Raw genomic sequence first — 14,771 nt, 5'->3', positions numbered from 1 at the left:
AGGTTCCCGACATGGAATACACCGTACACCCCAGCGCCATTGTTGACGACGGCGCCCAAATCGGCGCGGGCACCCGCGTCTGGCACTGGGTCCATATTTGCGGCGGCGCTCAGATCGGCGCGGGCTGTTCCTTCGGCCAGAACGTGTTCGTGGGCAACGACGTGCTGATCGGCGACAACGTCAAAGTGCAGAACAATGTGTCCATCTACGATGCGGTGACGCTGGAGGACGATGTGTTTTGCGGCCCGTCCATGGTGTTCACCAATGTCAACAATCCGCGCAGCCATGTCGCGCGCAAGAATGAGTACCGCCGCACCCTGGTGAAACGAGGCGCGTCCATCGGTGCCAACGCCACTGTAGTGTGCGGCCACACCATAGGCGAGTACGCCTTCGTCGGCGCCGGCGCGGTGGTGACCCGCGATGTGCCGGCTTACGCGCTGATGGTGGGCACGCCGGCCAAACGCATCGGCTGGATGTGTTCCTGCGGGGAGAGGTTGGCCAACGACATCGGCACCCATAGCTGCCCGGCCTGCGGCAAGCATTACGAGGTGGGCGGCAATCACTGCTCGCCGCTCAAGAACGACTGATAGGCATTCCTGATGAGGCCTTGCGCCGGCTTGTCGTACAGGGGTACTGACTGCGCTGGCGCGCCTTGCCTCAGGGCGCTGCTCGGTTGTTCTGCGTGTCGCGATTGATGCGATATCTTTCAAAAAATTGATTTGGGGTTGATCCCGTTATGTCCATCCAGTTCATTGATCTGAAAGCGCAGTACCAGTACCTGAAAGCCGACATCGACGCCCGCATCCACGCGGTGCTGGACCACGGCCAGTACATCATGGGGCCGGAAGTGAAGGAGGTGGAGCAGAGGCTGGCTGAGTACACCGGCGCCAAGCACGCCATCGGCGTTTGCGACGGCACCAAGGCGCTGCTGATCGCGATGATGGCCTTGGACATTGGTCCCGGCGACGAAGTGATCACCACCCCGTTCACCTTCATCGCCACCGGCGAGATGATAGCCTTGCTGGGCGCCAAGCCGGTGTTCGTCGACATCGATCCTGTCAGCTACAACATGGATCCGGCGCGCTTGGAAGCGGCGATCACGCCCCGCACCAGCGCCATCATGCCGGTGAGCCTGTATGGCCAGTGCGCTGATTTCGACGCCATCAACGCCATCGCCGCCAAACACGGCATCGCGGTGATCGAGGACGGCGCGCAGAGCTTTGGCGCGGGCCAGCGCGGCAAGAAGTCCGGCAACCTGTCCACCATAGGCTGCACCAGCTTCTTCCCCAGCAAGCCCCTGGGCTGCTACGGCGACGGCGGAGCCTGCTTCACCAGCGACGATGCTCTGGCCAAGAAAATGCGCGAGATCCGCGTGCACGGCCAGGACCGCCGCTATCACCATCCCATCATCGGCCTGAACGGCCGCTTGGACACCATACAGGCGGCGGTGCTGCTGGCCAAGCTGCCCAGCTTCGCGGACGAAGTGGCGGCGCGCGAACGTATTGGCGCGCGCTACAGCTTGCTGCTGCGCGACGTGGCGCGGGTGCCGGTGATCGCCGAAGGCAACAGCCATGTTTACGCGCAGTACACCATTGAGGTGGATGATCGCGAAGCGGTGCAGGCCAAGTTGAAGGAGCTGGGCGTGCCCACCGCCGTGCATTACCCGATTCCGCTGCATCTGCAGCCGGCTTTCGCTCACCTGAACCTGCCGGAAGGCAGCTTCCCGCTGTCGGAGGCCGCCGGCCGCCGGGTGATGAGTCTGCCGATGCATCCCTTCCTGGACGAGGCGACGCAAGACGCCATCGTCGCCGCAGTCAAACAGGCGCTGGCCTGAGCGCATGAGCTTGTTGCTGTCCCGCCTGCCCAAGAGCGGCTTCATCCGTCACATCATCACCCTGGTCACCGGGGCGGCGGTGGCGCAGGTGATTCCGTTGCTGGTGTCGCCGCTGATCACCCGTTTGTATAACCCGCACGAGGTGGGGGTGCAGGCGGTCTACGTCTCATGGCTGTCCACGCTGGCGGTGCTGGCCACCGCGCGTTACGAGATGGCCATCGTGCTGCCGGCGGAGGAGAGGCGGGCCAGCAATCTGATGGGCTTGTCCATCGCCTGCGCATTGGCTCTGTCTTTGCTGGTGGGCGTGGTGGTGGCCTTTGACGGCAACGTCCATATCGCCCGCCATCTGGGCGCGCCGGAACTGGAACCCTGGTTGCTGCTGTTGCCGTTGTCCGTGGCGCTGGCGGGCTTGATGCAAGCCTGGACCAACTGGAACAACCGTCATCGACGCTACCAGGCCAACGCGAACGGCCGCATGTTGCAGTCCTTGAGCATGGCGGCCACTCAAGTGGGGCTGGGCTGGATAGGAGCCGGCGCCGCCGGCCTGATTCTGGGCCAATTGGCCGGCCAGCTAGGCTCCCTGCTGGCGCAAACCTGGCAAGACATCAAGGCTCGTTTCGCTTGGCGTCATGAGCTCAGCCGCGTCGACATGCGCGAGGTGGCGCGCGCTTATATCGAGTTTCCCAAGATCAACGCGCCGCACGCCTTGAGCACTGCCTTGCTGGATTCAGCGACCTTGGTGGCGCTGACCATGCTGGCGGGCACCGCCTCCGTGGGCTTCTACGGCCTGATGATGCGTGTGTTGAAGCTGCCGGCGGCGCTGATAGGCCAGGCGGTGGCGCAAGTGGCCTATCGCGAGCTGGCCGACGCCCGCAATCAGCGCCAGCCGCTGCGGCCCATTTTGCGCAAGATGATGCTGACGCTGGGCGGCATGGCCTTGCTGCCCTTTCTGGTGATACAGCTGGCCGGGGAACCCTTGTTCTCGCTGGTGTTCGGACAGAACTGGGCTACCGCCGGACGTTATGCGGAGGCGATGTCGCTCTATATCCTGTTCCACTTCGTCGCCTCGCCGTTGGGCATGGTGCCGCCGGTGATCAATCGCCAGCGCCAGGCTTTTCTGTGGTCCTTGCTGCAGGCTGTGTTGTTTCTAGGCACGATGTGGGCCGGTTTCATGCTGTGGAACGACGCTGTGACCACCTTCCAACTGGTGTCGGTGGTGATGGCCGCGTACTTCCTGGCTTATTTTTCATGGCTTTACAAGGCAGCCCGATGAATTGGCACGCTCTATTCCGCCGCATCCGTTTCCGCCTGTCGGCGTGGGTGCAGCCCAGAATGGTGTATGGATTCACCCGCGGCGACGGGGTGTTCCTCAAACGCACCCGGGTGTCCAACATGACCCGCATCGAACATGTCGGCAAGCTGATGGTGGACGACAACGTCTACATCGGCCATTTCAATCTGATCGACGCCTCCGGCGGGCTGTATATCGGCGAAGGTTGTCAGATCACCAACTATGTTTCGCTGTTGACCCACTCCAGCCATGTGGCCATTCGCCTGTATGGCGACCGCTACCTGGAGAGCAACAATCACGTGGGCTATCTGAAAAAGCCCACCAAGCTGGGCCCGTACAGTTTCATCGGCCCGCACTCCGTGCTGATGCCGGGCGTGGAGCTGGGCAAGGGCAGCATGGTGTCGGCTTACAGTTATGTGCCGGCCGGCGTTTATCCCGATTTCGCCATCCTGGCCGGCAACCCGGCGCGGGTAGTGGGCGATACCCGCGAGATGGACGCCAAATGGCTGGACGAGCATCCGGAATTGCTGCCCTTGTACGAGGCCTGGGCGCATGACTGAGCCTGTGAGAAGCAAGATCGCCAGCGTTGCGGTGGTGGGGTCCGCCTCGGTGCATACCTGGCGTTTTTTGCGAGGCATCGCGCCGCATGTGGATCAATTATTCCTGGCCTGCAACGGCGAGATTCCGGCGGACGTGGCCGCCTTGCTGGCCGGCAGCCTGAAAGTGGATTTCCGCCTGGCGGCGCTGGGCACGGCGGGGCGTTTGCGCGCTTGGCTGCGCGAGACGCGGCCGCGGCTGCTGCATATCCACCAGGCCAATAGCGTGGCTTGGCACGGCAGCCGCGCGGCCGCCAGCCTGGGCTTGCCCATGGTGTTGACCGCCTGGGGTTCCGATGTGCTGTTGCTGCCGGACAGCAACCCGCTGATGCGGGCGATGGTGCGCGCCAATCTGGCCGCCGCCGACGCGATGACCTCGGATTCGCTGCACATGGCGGCGAAGATCCGCGAGCTGGCCGGCGAGGGCTGCCGCATCCGCCTGCTCAATTACGGCATGGACGCCATGCCGGCGCCGGCGGCCAGCGCGGGCAAGAGCAAGACGGTGCTGTCCTGCCGGCTGCACAAGCCCTTGTACCGCATCGACGCCATTCTGCGCGCCTGGGAGAGGGTGGAACGCGGCGATCGCTTTGGCGATTGGCGCTTGACCGTGGCCGCCAGCGGCAGCGAAACCGAAGCGCTGCGGCGCCTGGCCGCCGAGCTGGGGCTGCAACGTGTCGACTTCGCGGGCTTCGTCGACAGCGCGACGCTGGGGCGGATGTACGCGGAGTCCAGAGTCTTCGTCAGCGTGCCGCGCTCGGACGCCACCAGCATCAGCCTGCTGGAAGCGATGGGCCACGGCTGCTTGCCCTTGCTGTCCAATCTGCCGGCCAACGGCGAATGGGTGATAGACGGCCTCAACGGCGTGATCGCCGAGGATGTGGGGCGTTTGGACGAGGCCTTGCTGCGCGCGATGGAATGGGCCGGCGAGGACGCGAAGCTGGACGAGGCCGCCGGGCTCAATCGCCGGCTGGTGGCAGACAAGGGGCTGCATCAGCCGAATATGGCCGGCTTTGCCCGGCTGTACCGGGAACTGCTGGGTTCCGACAACTAGGATTTTGCCGCGGGCCCGAGATCGTTGCGGGCCGGACGGCCGCAAAACAGAGCTTAATATGAAAATTGCCCATCTCACTTCCGCTCATCCCCGTCACGACATCCGCATCTTCGTCAAGGAGTGCGCGAGCCTGGCCGCGGCAGGGCATGAGGTGACGCTGATCGTGGCCGACGGCCAGGGCGAGGAGATCAACCGCGGCGTGCGCTTTCACGATGTGGGCCCCAAATCCGGTGGCCGGCTGGCGCGGATGACCGGCACCGTCAAGCGCGTCTACCAGGCGACGCTGAAGCTGCGCCCGGACGTGGTCCACTTTCACGACCCGGAGCTGATCCCCGCCGCGCTGCGCCTTAAGCAGGCCGGCATCAAGGTGGTCTACGACGTGCACGAGGACGTGCCGCGCCAGATCCTGGCCAAGCACTGGATACCCGGCGCGGTGCGGCCCCTGGTGTCCAGCGGCTTTGAAACGCTGGAGGACTGGGCGGCGCGCCGCTTCGACGCGGTGGTGACTTCGACGCCGCACATCCGCAAGCGCTTCGAGAAACTGGGCGCGCGCGCGCTGGACGTGTGCAACTTCCCCATCCTGGAAGAACTGGTGCGCGACACGCCGTGGGAACAGCGCCGCAACGAGTTGTGCTATATCGGCGGCATCTCGCGCATCCGCGGCATCGAACCCATCGTCGAGGCGCTGCCGGATACCGCGACGCGCTTGAATCTGGCCGGGCCGTGGAGCGAGAGCGACCTGAAGGTTCGGGTATCTGCCCGGCCCGGCTGGGCACGGGTCAATGACCTGGGCGTGTTGGACCGCAAGGGCGTGGCCGAGGTGCTGGCCAAGAGCAAGATCGGCCTGGTGACGCTGTTTCCGACGCCGAATTATGTCGACGCCTTGCCGATCAAGTTGTTCGAATACATGGCCGCCGGCATGCCGGTGATCGCGTCGGATTTTCCGGTGTGGCGCGAAATCGTGGACGACGCCGGCTGCGGCCTGCTGGTGGACCCGCAGGACCCGGCGGCCATCGCCGCCGCCGTCAACGAACTGATGGCTGACGAAGCGCGCATGCGCGCGCTGGGCGAAGCCGGCAAGCAGGCGGTATTGAACAAATACAGTTGGGCGGCGGAGGCCGACAAGCTGGTCAAGCTGTACGCGACCTTGTAAATCATGAAAATTCTCTACATCAACCACTATGCCGGCAGCCCCCGGCATGGCATGGAATTCCGCCCCTACTATCTGGCGCGGGAATGGGTGAAGGCCGGCCACGAAGTCAATATGCTGGCCGCCGATGTGTCCCATCTGCGTCAGACCCACCCGCAAGTGGACGGCAAATATCGCGACGAGGATATCGACGGCATCCGTTACACCTGGTGCCGCACGCGTCCTTACGAGGGCAACGGCGTGGGCCGCGTGCTCAATATCTTCAGCTTCCTGGCTCGGGTAATGGGCTTGTCCGGCCTTTATCGGAAACACTGGAAGCCGGACGTGGTGATCGCTTCGTCCACCTATCCGCTGGACACGGTGCCGGCGGCCTGGATCGCCGCCAAGACCGGCGCGCGCTTGGTGTACGAGGTGCATGATCTGTGGCCGCTGACGCCGGTGGAGGTGGGCGGCATGTCGCCCAAGCATCCCTTCATCCGCCTGCTGCAGTGGGCCGAGGATTTCGGCTATCGCAAGGCCGACACCGTGGTGTCCATGCTGCCCTGCGCCAAGGACTATATGGTGGCGCACGGCATGGACCCGGCCAAGTACGTGGTGATTCCCAACGGCGTCGATGTTGGGGAATGGCGGGGGGAGGCTGAGGCGCTGCCGGCCGAGCACCGGATGCGGCTGGCGGAACTGAAAGCGCAGGGTCGTTTCCTGATCGGCTATGCCGGGGGGCATGGCTTGGCTAATGCGTTGGATTACTTGCTGGAGGCTGCGGCCCGGCTCAAGGACGCGCCGCTGAGCTTCGTGCTGGTCGGCGACGGGCCGGACAAGCCGGCCTTGGCGGCGCGCGCCGCCGAACTGGGGCTGGACAATGTGATGTTGCTGCCGGCCATCGCCAAGCGCGCGGTGCCGGGCTTCCTCGCTGAAATGGACGCCTTGTTCATAGGCTGGCGCAAACTGCCGATCTATCGCTTTGGCATCAACCCCAATAAACTGTTCGACTACCTGATGGCCGGCAAGCCGGTGATCCATTCGGTGGAGGCCGGCAACGATATGGTGAAGGACGCCGGCGCCGGCATCAGCGTGGGCGCCGAGGATCCGGCCGCGATCGCCGACGCGGCGCGGCGGATAGCGGCGCTGCCTTTAGCCGAACGCGAAGCGATGGGCGTGGCCGGCCGCGCTTATGTGCTGGAACACCATGATTACGCGGTACTGGCGCGGCGGTTTTTACTAGCGGTGCATGTTGATGATGCCCAGGGTAGGGTGGGCAAATCTTGATTTGCCCACACGGCGGCGGGGGCCAAGGTCGAGGAGGTGCATATGTCGCGCTATCGTCGCTCCAGGTTGGAGGGAGGCACATACTTCTTTACCCTAAGCTTGGCTGACAGACGCTCATCCTTGCTGGTGGAGCGGGTAGAGAATTTGCGCATGATTTACCGCCAGGTTTGCCAAGCTTTGCCTTTCAAAACGGTGGCGATATGCGTGCTGCCCGATCATTTGCACGCGATCTGGACCTTGCCGGAGGAGGACGCCGATTATTCGCGTCGCTGGGGCTGGATCAAGTCCGGTTTCAGCCGTGCTCTGCCGGCGGCGGGAAATCGGACCTTGAGTAAGCTCAGACAGCGGGAAAAAGGGATCTGGCAACGCCGGTTTTGGGAGCATACCATTGCGGATTTAAACGATTTGCAGCGCCATGTGGATTACATCCATGGCAATCCGCTCAAACATGGGCTGGTGGATAGGGTGAGGGATTGGCCGTATTCCAGTTTCCATCGTTGGGTGCGGGAAGGCCGCCTGCCGCTGGATTGGGCCGGAGAGACGGAAGGCGGCGTGTTTGGGGAATGAGCGCTGTGCGTGGGCAAGCCCTTGGCCTTGCCCACCCTACTGGGTTTGCAAGGTCGCATGAACAAGTCTTGATGTGTCCATGCGCTTAACTGATAGCGAAAAGAGTGATATGAGCGAACAAAAATTCCTGCCGTTCGCCTTGCCGGACATCGGCGAGGAAGAGATCAACGAAGTGGTCGACGCGCTGCGTTCCGGTTGGGTCACCACCGGTCCCAAGACCAAGCAGTTCGAGTCCGACTTCGCGCAATTCATCGGCGACGGCGTCGAGGCGATCGCCGTCAACTCGGCCACCGCCGGCCTGCATCTGGCGCTGGAAGCGATCGGCATCGGCCCTGGCGACGAGGTCATCGTGCCCAGCTACACCTTCACCGCCACCGCCGAAGTGGTGCGCTACCTGGGCGCGCATCCGGTATGCGTGGACGTGGACGCGGCCACCTTCAACATCAGCCCGGATGCGATCCGCGCCGCGATCACCGCCAAGACCAAGGCGATCATGCCGGTGCACTTCGCCGGGCTAGCCTGCGAGATGGACGAGATCATCGCCATTGCTCGCGAGCATGGGTTGAAGGTTGTTGAAGACGCCGCCCATGCGCTGCCTACTTATTACAAGGGCAAGCTGGTGGGCACCTTGGACTCCGACGTCACCGTGTTCAGCTTCTACGCCAACAAGACCATGACCACCGGCGAAGGCGGCATGGTGGTGTCCAAGAACAAGGACTTGATCGCGCGTTGCAAGGTGATGCGTCTGCACGGCATCAGCCGCGACGCCTTCGACCGCTATGTGTCCAAGACCCCGGCCTGGTTTTACGAAGTGGTGGCGCCTGGCTTCAAATACAATATGCCGGACACCGCCGCGGCAATGGGCATCCACCAGTTGAAGAAGATCCGCCGCTTCCAGGAGTTGCGCGAGGGGATGGCCCAGCGCTTCGACCGCGAGCTGGCCGACCTGCCGCTGATCCTGCCGGCGCGGCCGAAGGACGCGGGCAGCAACCACGCCTGGCACCTGTACCCGGTGCGCATCAAGCCGGAAGCCGGCGTCAGCCGCGATGATTTCATCGCTCGGATGGCGGAAAAGGGCATTGGTTGCTCGGTGCACTTCATTCCCTTGCATCGCCAGCCGGTGTGGCGCGATGGCTATCAGCTGACGCGCGAGCAGTTCCCGGTGGCCGACGCCGCCTTCGAGGCCGAAGTGACTTTGCCGCTGTACACCCGGATGACGGATGATGACCAGACCCGGGTCATCGCCGCGGTGCGCGAGATTCTGAGCGCATGAGCGAGCGTGGTTCAGACCGCGGCGGCTTGCTGCCGCCGTGCTGCCGTCCGCGCCGCCATGGTTCGCGGCTGCTGAAGCGAGGTTTCGACATCGTCGCGGCGGGTCTGGGCCTGGCCGTGCTGGCGCTGCCGCTGCTCGCGGTGGCGCTGTGGGTGAAGCTGGATTCGCCGGGGCCGGTGTTTTTCCGCCAGGTACGTGTGGGGCGGAACGGCACACTGTTCCGTATCCACAAATTCCGCACCATGCAGGTGGACACCGAGCGACACGGCCAACTGACCGTCGGCGCGGACGCGCGCGTCACCGGCGCCGGCCGCTTGTTGCGCAAGACCAAGCTGGATGAACTGCCGCAGTTGATCGACGTGCTGTTTGGCGATATGAGCTTGGTCGGCCCGCGGCCCGAGGTGCCCAAGTACGTTGCCCACTATCCGGACGAAGTCCGCGACATCGTGTTGTCGGTGCGCCCCGGCATTACCGACTGGGCGTCGATCAAGATGATAGACGAGAACGAAATCCTGGGCCGAGCCAAGGATCCGGAGCGCGCCTACATTGAGCAGGTATTGCCGGAAAAATTGGCGTATTACGTGCGCTACGCCGAAAGCCACAGCTTATTTGAAGATGTCCGCATCATCGTCGCCACGCTGATGAAGATCGTCAGCCGATGACGGTCTCCATCCGCTTGGCCGGACCCGCCGATGCCATCGCTCTAACGGATATCTATCTGGACTGCCGCAGCGAGATGAACTACGCGCCGTTGGCGCACGCCGAGGCGGAGGTGAGAGCCTGGTTCGCCGGCACGCTATTGCCGTCCGGCGGAGCATGGTTGGCGGAACGGAACGGCGATATCGCCGGCTTCGCCGCCGCGTCGCTGCAAGACGATGTGCTATGGCTAGACCAGTTATATGTCCGCGCCGGACATCGCGGCGTGGGCGTCGGCGGAATGCTGCTGCAACGGTTGTTGTCGCCCCCGGCGCCGGCCTGCCGGCTGTTCGTGTTCCAGGCCAATCTGGGAGCGCGCCGTTTCTACGAGACGCATGGCTTCGCGCTGCTGAGCCTGAGCGATGGCCAAGATAATGAGGAATGTTGCCCGGATGCGCTGTATCAACGGCCGCCGGACGCGAAAGAATGACCATGTTTGAAAAACTGCTCGCCTTCTCCCGCCATAACAAGATGGCGATGCTGGCGCTGATGGACGCGCTGCTGTTGCCGCTGGCGCTGTGGAGCGCGGTTTTCCTCCGCCTGGGCGGTTATTGGGACCCCAAGCTCAATCCGCATTTGTGGATTTTCATCGTGCCGCCGCTGTGGGCGATTCCCATCTTCATCAAGCTGGGCCTGTACCGCGCGGTGCTCAAATATCTGGACGACAAAATCATCCTGACCGTGTTCTCCGGGGTGACCTTGTCGGTGCTGGTGTTGCAGGCGGTGCTACAGATGGCCCATATCTGGGCGATGCCGCGCACCTCGGTGATCATCTTCTGGGTGTTCGCCATGGCCTATATCGGCGGCAGCCGTTTTCTGCTGCGCGGCCTGGTGCGTCGCATCGACGCGGTGGACGCGCCGCGCGAGCACGTGATCATCTACGGCGCCGGTCGTGCCGGCGTGCAGTTGATGTTGGCCTTGCAAGCCGGCCGCGAATATCGGCCGATGGCCTTTGTTGACGACAATCCCGAGCTGCATCGCCGCACTTTCCGCGGCGTGGCGGTACATCCGCCGCGTGATCTGCCGCAGCTGGTCAAAGACCTGGAGGCCAAGAGCATTTTGTTGGCGATGCCTTCGGTCAGCCGCAGCCGTCAGCGGGAGATACTGGAGACCCTGGAACTGCTGCGAGTGCCGATCAAGCGTTTGCCGGGCATGGCGGACCTGGTGTCCGGCGAGGCGAAGGTGGAGGAGTTGAAAGAGGTCGAGATCGAAGACCTGTTGGGCCGAGACCCGGTGCCGCCCAAGCCCGATCTGCTGGCGCGCAATATCCGAGGCAAGGTGGTGATGGTCACCGGTGCCGGCGGGTCCATCGGCTCCGAACTGGTGCGCCAGATCGCCAAGAACCAGCCGTCGCGCATCATTTTGTTCGAGCAGTCCGAATACGCGCTGTACGCCATCGATCAGGAATTGGATCGCGCCGCGGGTTCGCCGGCGCGCACGCCGGTCCTGGGCTCGGTTACCGATTACCAGCGGCTGGTGCAGGTGATGCGCGCTTTCAAGGTGGATACCGTTTATCACGCCGCCGCCTACAAGCATGTGCCCATGGTGGAGCACAATCCCGTAGCCGGCATCGTCAACAATGTGTTTGGCACCGACACCACCGCGCGCGCGGCCGAGGATTGCGGCGTGGACACCTTTGTGCTGATTTCCACCGACAAGGCGGTGCGGCCCACCAATGTGATGGGCGCCACCAAGCGCATGGCGGAGCTGACGCTGCAGACCCGGCACGCGCGCGGCAGCGCCACCCGCTTCGTGATGGTGCGTTTCGGCAATGTGCTGGGCAGCTCCGGCTCGGTGGTGCCCTTGTTCCGCGCCCAGATCAAGGCAGGCGGACCAATCACGCTGACCCACGCCGACATCACCCGTTATTTCATGACGATTCCGGAAGCTGCGCAGCTGGTGATACAGGCCGGCGCGATGGGCGACGGCGGCGACGTGTTTGTGCTGGATATGGGGCAGCCGGTGCGCATCATCGACTTGGCGCGGCGCATGGTCCATCTGTCCGGCCTGGAGTTGAAGGACGCGAGCCGGCCCGGCGGCGACATCGAGATCCGCATCACCGGCCTGAGGCCGGGGGAGAAGCTGTACGAGGAGCTGTTGATCGGCGACAACGTGCTGGCCACGGATCACGAGCGCATCATGCGCGCTCAGGAATACTGCCTGCCGGAAGCGGAAATGCGGGATGTGCTGGCGAGCATGGACGAGGCTTGCCGGCGTCTTGACGCGCCCGCGGCGTTTGCCTTGCTGCAAAAAGCGGTACGCGAGTTCCACGCCGCCAAGGCCACTCAGGACTGGGTGACGCTGGCGAACGCGGCTTCGTGAGGCTAGCGGCCTACCACTTGCAGCCGTCCTCGCGCGCGCTTTGCACTGCCAAGATAGGGATCGCTAGCAGGCCAAATGAGGAGTAACGGGTCTTGCAGTCCGGTTTTTCGGCCCGCTCAATAGAGCGGGCCAATTTCGTTTTGGCGGGGTCTGCCTGCAGCGGGCTGATTTTTTCCGGCGCGGCGGCGGCTTGTTCGCGCACTTGCTGGCGCAGGCCTCCCAAGGTCAAGCCCGGGCTCGGGGCCGAAGCTTCGCGTTGGTTTCGCTCGAGCCTGCTTTGATTGCGACGCTCGCCGGGGACGGGCGCGTGTATCCGCGCCGCGGCCGGCGGATGCCTCGGCGCCACAGCAGGTTTTCGGGAAGGGGGCTCGGACGCGACGGCGCGCGCCGGGGGCGGAACAATGGCTGGAGCTGGCGGATTCAGCTGTATTCGCAGCGGCGGGGCCGCATCGGCGTTCGGGCGGCCGCCGGGCTTGGCCAGCCACAGCAGCGCGCCATGGGCCAACAGGCTGAGCAGCAGCGCGGCGGCGACGCCACGAGGGCGGGGACGGGACGAGGCGGTGAGAACGGTCATGCCGTCAACGATAAGCAAACTCGCCCGACGGGTAAAGCGTCAGTCGGAGATCACGACCTGGTTGCGCCCGGCTTGCTTTGCCCGATACATGCGGGTATCAGCCAGATCTACCAGCGCGCGCCAGTCGGCGCAGCCATCCTGAAACAGCTCCGCCACGCCGATGCTGGCGCTCAGCGGCAGGCCTTCAGGCCGCTCGCCCAGGCCCTGAGCGCGCAGCCGGGCGATGACCTGGGCGGCGTGGACCAGCTGTGCGCCGGGCATCAGCAGCACGAACTCCTCGCCGCCCCAACGCACCAGCACGTCGCTGCGTCGCAGCCTTCCTTCCATCAGCTCGGCGAAATGGCGCAAGACCTGATCGCCGGCCAAGTGGCCGTAGTGGTCGTTGATCGCCTTGAAGTGATCCAGATCGATAAAGGCCAGGCTCAGCGGCTGTCGGCTGCGTTGAGCCTGTAATTCCAGCAAGCCCAGCATCTCCTCGCCGCTGCGGCGCGAGAAGACTCCGGTCAGCGGGTCGCGTATCGCCTGGTTGACCAGCACGATGATGAAGGCCAACTGGCTGACGCTGGCGATGGCGGAGACGCCGGCCAGCAGAGACAGCAGCCAGAATTCGCCGCCGAAGCCGGGCAGGTTGTCGCCGTTCAGGTCCAGCAGGCTGGTCAGCACGAAGCCGAGCAAGGCCGGGCTGGCGAAAGCCAGGCTCTCCAGCAGCGTCAGCGGAAAGATCGCCAGCCCGGCCAGCAGCACGAAGGGGAGGAAGGCGTAGCCGGCGCCGATGGCGGCGGACAAGCCCTCCAGATGATAACGGCGCAGCATCAAGTGAGAGGCGATGTAAAACAGGGTGGGGATGGCGAACAAGAGCGAGATGCCGCGATAGGCCGCAGGCAGGCGGCCGTCCATCGGCTGCCAAACCGCCAGTGCGACGAAGGCGGCGGAGACCAGCAAGCGCAGCGCCGCCAGCTGTAGCGACAGCGGATAGGGCAGGGTCAGCAAGTCGATCACCGCCCAAGCCGGGTGAGCGCGGAGAACAGGATGGCGAACAGCCGGCAGCGGTTGACCAGCATCAGCGCGCGTCGCTGAGTCAGCAAGGGCATGTGCTGGCGAGGGCTCAGCAGCCAGAGCGTGTCGCCGCTCTGGATCTCGCCGGGCGCCAGGCCCAGCAGCTTTTGCCAGATGAAGTGAGTAATATGCATGCGGATGGTGCCAGATAGTTGCGTTATTCTAACCCGGTTTATGACTTTGGGTTTGCAGCAGGTCAAAGTCGCCGGCTTGCGCTGCGTTTGCGCTACTATCGCAACTCCTGATCAATCTAGCGGAACAGCGCGATGGAAACCCGGTGGCTTGGAAGACTTCCTGGTGCTGGCGGAAACCGGCAGCTTTACCCGCGCGGCGGAACTGCGCCATCTGACCCAACCGGCGTTCTCGCGGCGGATCAAGTCGCTGGAGAGCTGGCTTGGAGCCGACCTGATCGACCGCACCACTTATCCTACGCGTTTGACCGAGGCCGGAGCGCTGTTTCGCGAGCAGGCGGTGGCCATGCTGTCCCAGCTCAACACCAGCCGCGCCCTATTGCGCGGTTTGCAGCCCCTGGCTGACGGCACGCTGGAGTTCGCGGTGCCGCACACGCTCTCCTTCTCCTTCTTCCCAAATGGCTGTCTCAGGCGCAGAGCGGTTACGGCGCCTTGCCCTGTAGCTGCAGGCCAGCAATGTGCATGACGCGCTGCTGGCTTTCGTGGAGGCGGCAGCGACCTATTGTGTGCTACCACACCCCCCAAGCAGCCGTTGGAGTTTGACCGACAGCCCGCTATCCAGTACTAACTGGGCTTTGAGGGTGAGCCGTTCTCGAGCGCAGAGCCGTCCGCGCGCTATCCGCTGCCCGCAGGCGCAGCAGCCGGTGCCCTTTCTCGCTATGCAAGCAACGCCTATTTCCGGCTGATGAGCGATCTAATCCTAGAGTCCGCTCCACAGCCGGCCAAGCTGGCGCTGCGCTATGAACACGATATGGCGAGGCCTCAAGCACATGGTGCTGGAAGGGCATGGCCTGGCTTTCTTGCCGGAAAGCTCAGCGCGCAGGGAGACGCAGGAGGGTTTGTTTGGCGGCAGCCGGCGACGAGTCCTGGCAGGTGGAGATGGACATTCGCCTTTACGTGATCA

General features: G+C 64.0%; 16 protein-coding genes. 13 read left to right on the top strand and 3 right to left on the bottom strand.

The window, feature by feature from the left end; genetic code table 11:
* Window positions 1–11 precede the first annotated feature (11 nt).
* From DXT74_RS00075 to DXT74_RS00020, 12 genes are all read left to right on the top strand, one after another.
* Window positions 12–587 carry an acyltransferase gene (locus tag DXT74_RS00075; RefSeq protein WP_043636172.1) on the top strand — a complete coding sequence of 192 codons (576 nt, stop codon included), beginning with the start codon at window positions 12–14 and terminating at the stop codon, window positions 585–587.
* A gap of 149 nt (window positions 588–736) precedes the next feature.
* Entirely contained in the window at window positions 737–1,834 is a 1,098-nt protein-coding gene (locus tag DXT74_RS00070; RefSeq protein ID WP_194427055.1) for a DegT/DnrJ/EryC1/StrS aminotransferase family protein, read from the top strand.
* Between the two features lie 4 nt (window positions 1,835–1,838).
* Window positions 1,839–3,107 carry a lipopolysaccharide biosynthesis protein gene (locus DXT74_RS00065; RefSeq protein WP_194427054.1) on the top strand — a complete coding sequence of 423 codons (1,269 nt, stop codon included), beginning with the start codon at window positions 1,839–1,841 and terminating at the stop codon, window positions 3,105–3,107.
* Window positions 3,104–3,685: an acyltransferase gene (locus DXT74_RS00060; RefSeq protein WP_114154913.1), complete on the top strand. Its 582-nt coding sequence runs from the start codon at window positions 3,104–3,106 to the stop codon at window positions 3,683–3,685. Before DXT74_RS00065 ends, DXT74_RS00060 begins: the two co-directional genes overlap by 4 nt.
* On the top strand, window positions 3,678–4,772 hold the full coding sequence (locus tag DXT74_RS00055) for a glycosyltransferase family 4 protein (protein WP_194427053.1): 1,095 nt from the start codon (window positions 3,678–3,680) through the stop codon (window positions 4,770–4,772). The genes DXT74_RS00060 and DXT74_RS00055 overlap by 8 nt, the downstream gene beginning before the upstream one ends.
* Window positions 4,773–4,830: 58 nt before the next feature.
* Window positions 4,831–5,925, top strand: coding sequence for a glycosyltransferase family 4 protein (locus DXT74_RS00050; protein ID WP_194427052.1), 1,095 nt, complete (start codon window positions 4,831–4,833; stop codon window positions 5,923–5,925).
* Between the two features lie 3 nt (window positions 5,926–5,928).
* Window positions 5,929–7,188, top strand: a complete 1,260-nt coding sequence (locus DXT74_RS00045; protein ID WP_194427051.1) for a glycosyltransferase family 4 protein — start codon at window positions 5,929–5,931, stop codon at window positions 7,186–7,188.
* Window positions 7,189–7,230: 42 nt separating this feature from the next.
* Window positions 7,231–7,755: a transposase gene (locus tag DXT74_RS00040; RefSeq protein ID WP_194427050.1), complete on the top strand. Its 525-nt coding sequence runs from the start codon at window positions 7,231–7,233 to the stop codon at window positions 7,753–7,755.
* Between the two features lie 109 nt (window positions 7,756–7,864).
* Window positions 7,865–9,028 carry a DegT/DnrJ/EryC1/StrS aminotransferase family protein gene (locus DXT74_RS00035; RefSeq protein WP_043594544.1) on the top strand — a complete coding sequence of 388 codons (1,164 nt, stop codon included), beginning with the start codon at window positions 7,865–7,867 and terminating at the stop codon, window positions 9,026–9,028.
* Entirely contained in the window at window positions 9,025–9,690 is a 666-nt protein-coding gene (locus DXT74_RS00030) for a sugar transferase (RefSeq protein WP_081556566.1), read from the top strand. Before DXT74_RS00035 ends, DXT74_RS00030 begins: the two co-directional genes overlap by 4 nt.
* Complete coding sequence (locus DXT74_RS00025; protein ID WP_194427049.1) at window positions 9,687–10,154, top strand: GNAT family N-acetyltransferase; 468 nt, start codon at window positions 9,687–9,689, stop codon at window positions 10,152–10,154. Before DXT74_RS00030 ends, DXT74_RS00025 begins: the two co-directional genes overlap by 4 nt.
* Window positions 10,151–12,046, top strand: a complete 1,896-nt coding sequence (locus DXT74_RS00020) for a polysaccharide biosynthesis protein (RefSeq protein WP_370551735.1) — start codon at window positions 10,151–10,153, stop codon at window positions 12,044–12,046. Before DXT74_RS00025 ends, DXT74_RS00020 begins: the two co-directional genes overlap by 4 nt.
* 10 nt (window positions 12,047–12,056) lie before the next feature.
* Here DXT74_RS00020 and DXT74_RS00015 read toward each other — a convergent pair whose 3' ends face one another.
* Genes DXT74_RS00015 through DXT74_RS22695 form a run of 3 tightly spaced genes read right to left on the bottom strand, consistent with a single transcriptional unit; the run spans window position 12,057 to window position 13,810 of the window.
* Window positions 12,057–12,620, bottom strand: coding sequence for a hypothetical protein (locus tag DXT74_RS00015; protein WP_194427047.1), 564 nt, complete (start codon window positions 12,618–12,620; stop codon window positions 12,057–12,059).
* Between the two features lie 39 nt (window positions 12,621–12,659).
* Complete coding sequence (locus DXT74_RS00010; RefSeq protein WP_196783801.1) at window positions 12,660–13,619, bottom strand: diguanylate cyclase; 960 nt, start codon at window positions 13,617–13,619, stop codon at window positions 12,660–12,662.
* A complete protein-coding gene (locus DXT74_RS22695) occupies window positions 13,616–13,810 on the bottom strand; it encodes a hypothetical protein (RefSeq protein ID WP_196783800.1) in 195 nt (64 codons plus the stop codon). The genes DXT74_RS00010 and DXT74_RS22695 overlap by 4 nt, the downstream gene beginning before the upstream one ends.
* A gap of 148 nt (window positions 13,811–13,958) precedes the next feature.
* Between DXT74_RS22695 and DXT74_RS22740 the strand changes: the two genes are divergently transcribed.
* On the top strand, window positions 13,959–14,333 hold the full coding sequence (locus DXT74_RS22740) for a LysR family transcriptional regulator (protein WP_231138248.1): 375 nt from the start codon (window positions 13,959–13,961) through the stop codon (window positions 14,331–14,333).
* The last annotated feature ends 438 nt before the right edge of the window (window positions 14,334–14,771 follow it).

It is taken from the genome of Chromobacterium sp. Rain0013, from assembly GCF_015291765.1.
Taxonomy (GTDB): domain Bacteria; phylum Pseudomonadota; class Gammaproteobacteria; order Burkholderiales; family Chromobacteriaceae; genus Chromobacterium; species Chromobacterium haemolyticum.
Note: the sequence above shows the minus strand (reverse complement) of the source record. Positions and strands in the feature narration are given on the sequence as shown.